General features: G+C 54.7%; 1 tRNA gene and 2 rRNA genes (1 of these 3 cut by a window edge). All 3 read left to right on the top strand.

The annotated features are described in order from the left end of the window. A 23S ribosomal RNA gene (locus MF610_RS18790) occupies window positions 1-2,136 on the top strand; it begins 659 nt to the left of the window's first position. Window positions 2,137-2,238: 102 nt separating this feature from the next. Further along, window positions 2,239-2,353, top strand: a 5S ribosomal RNA gene (rrf, locus tag MF610_RS18785). 70 nt (window positions 2,354-2,423) lie between these two features. Continuing rightward, a tRNA-Met gene (locus tag MF610_RS18780) sits at window positions 2,424-2,500 on the top strand.

Below are 2,500 nucleotides of genomic sequence, written 5' to 3'. Positions count from 1 at the left end.
AAAGCGAGTCTGAATAGGGCGCATGTAGTTTGATGGATTAGACCCGAAACCCGGCGATCTAGGCATGACCAGGATGAAGGTGGGGTAACACCCACTGGAGGTCCGAACCGATTAACGTTGAAAAGTTACCGGATGAGTTGTGTTTAGGGGTGAAAGGCCAATCAAGCCGGGAAATAGCTGGTTCTCCGCGAAAACTATTGAGGTAGTGCCTCGGATGGACACCTTATGGGGTAGAGCACTGGATGGTTGCGGGGGTCGCGAGATCTACCAATACTAACCAAACTCCGAATACATAAGAGTGATATCCGGGAGACAGACGGCGGGTGCTAAGGTCCGTCGTCAAAAGGGAAACAGCCCTGACCTACAGCTAAGGTCCCCAAGTCGTGTCTAAGTGGGAAAGCATGTGGGAATCCCAAAACAACCAGGAGGTTGGCTTAGAAGCAGCCATCCTTTAAAGAAAGCGTAACAGCTCACTGGTCTAAACAAGGGTTCCTGCGGCGAAGATGTAACGGGGCTCAAGACACGCACCGAAGCTTAGGGTGTGCCGCTTATGCGGTACGCGGTAGCGGAGCGTTCCGTACGCCTGTGAAGCGGTCTGGTAATGGACCGTGGAGGTATCGGAAGTGCGAATGCAGACATGAGTAGCGATAAAAAGGGTGAGATGCCCTTTCGCCGAAAGACCAAGGGTTCCTGCGCAAGGCTAATCCGCGCAGGGTGAGCCGGCCCCTAAGACGAGCCCGAAGGGGGTAGTCGATGGGAACCACGTTAATATTCGTGGGCCTGGTGGTGTGTGACGGATGGCATGTGTTGTCAGCTCTTATCGGATTGAGCTGGCTTCGAAGCTGTCCCGGGAAATAGCCCCACCGTATAGACCGTACCCGAAACCGACACAGGTGGTCAGGTAGAGTATACCAAGGCGCTTGAGAGAAGTGTCCTGAAGGAACTCGGCAAATTGCCTCCGTACCTTCGGAAGAAGGAGGCCCAACATAGGCGCAAGCTCTTGTTGGGGGCACAGGCCAGGGGGTAGCGACTGTTTAGCAAAAACACAGGGCTCTGCTAAGTCGGCTTCAAGACGACGTATAGGGCCTGACGCCTGCCCGGTGCCTGAAGGTTAAGTGGAGGGGTGCAAGCTCTGAAATGAAGCCCAGGTAAACGGCGGCCGTAACTATAACGGTCCTAAGGTAGCGAAATTCCTTGTCGGGTAAGTTCCGACCTGCACGAATGGCGTAACGACTTCCCCACTGTCTCCAGGACATGCTCAGCGAAATTGAATTCTCCGTGAAGATGCGGAGTACCCGCGGTTAGACGGAAAGACCCCGTGCACCTTTACTGCAGCTTCAGAGTGGCATTAGGAAAGAACTGTGTAGCATAGGTGGGAGGCTTTGAAGCGTCGGCGCCAGCTGACGTGGAGCCATAGGTGAAATACCACCCTGTTGTTTTCTGATGTCTAACCTGCGCCCATGAAACTGGGCGAGGGACCCTCTGTGGCGGGTAGTTTGACTGGGGCGGTCGCCTCCTAAAGAGTAACGGAGGCGCGCGAAGGTTGGCTCAGGACGGTTGGAAACCGTCTGTTAGAGTGCAATGGCATAAGCCAGCCTGACTGCGAGACTGACAAGTCGAGCAGAGACGAAAGTCGGTCATAGTGATCCGGTGGTCCCTCGTGGAAGGGCCATCGCTCAACGGATAAAAGGTACGCCGGGGATAACAGGCTGATAACCCCCAAGAGCTCATATCGACGGGGTTGTTTGGCACCTCGATGTCGGCTCATCACATCCTGGGGCTGGAGCAGGTCCCAAGGGTTTGGCTGTTCGCCAATTAAAGTGGTACGTGAGCTGGGTTCAGAACGTCGCGAGACAGTTTGGTCCCTATCTGCCGTGGGCGTCGAAATTTGAGAGGAGTTGCCCCTAGTACGAGAGGACCGGGGTGAACATGCCTCTGGTGTACCTGTCGTCGTGCCAACGGCGCAGCAGGGTAGCTATGCATGGACGGGATAACCGCTGAAAGCATCTAAGCGGGAAGCCTCCCTCAAGATAAGATTTCTTAGGACGGTCGGAGACCACGACCTTGATAGATCGGATGTGGAAGCGCAGTAATGCGTGAAGCTAACCGATACTAATTGTCCTATTCGCGCTTGAAGAGTCCCACCATCAACGTCAGCACTGGCTAACGTTACCGGTGGTTGAAACACTCGACCTTGATACTATCGATTTGAAAAACTTATGTGCACCCGCTTCATTGCCTGGTGGCTATAGCGTCTGTGAACCACCCGATCCCATCCCGAACTCGGCCGTGAAACCAGTCCGCGCCAATGGTACTATCGCCTAAGCGATGGAAGAGTAGGTCGTCGCCAGGCATTGAAGCCGGTGCACATTCACCCATTCACAATGCTCAACCCCTACGTCCAATTAGGACGTCCCAGGTGGCGCGGGGTGGAGCAGCCCGGTAGCTCGTCAGGCTCATAACCTGAAGGTCACAGGTTCAAATCCTGTCCCCGCAACCA

It is taken from the genome of Sphingomonas hankookensis (genome assembly GCF_022664465.1).
GTDB lineage: Bacteria > Pseudomonadota > Alphaproteobacteria > Sphingomonadales > Sphingomonadaceae > Sphingomonas > Sphingomonas hankookensis.
The sequence above is the reverse complement of the archived record's forward strand: the minus strand, read 5'-3'. Positions and strand labels throughout refer to the sequence as shown.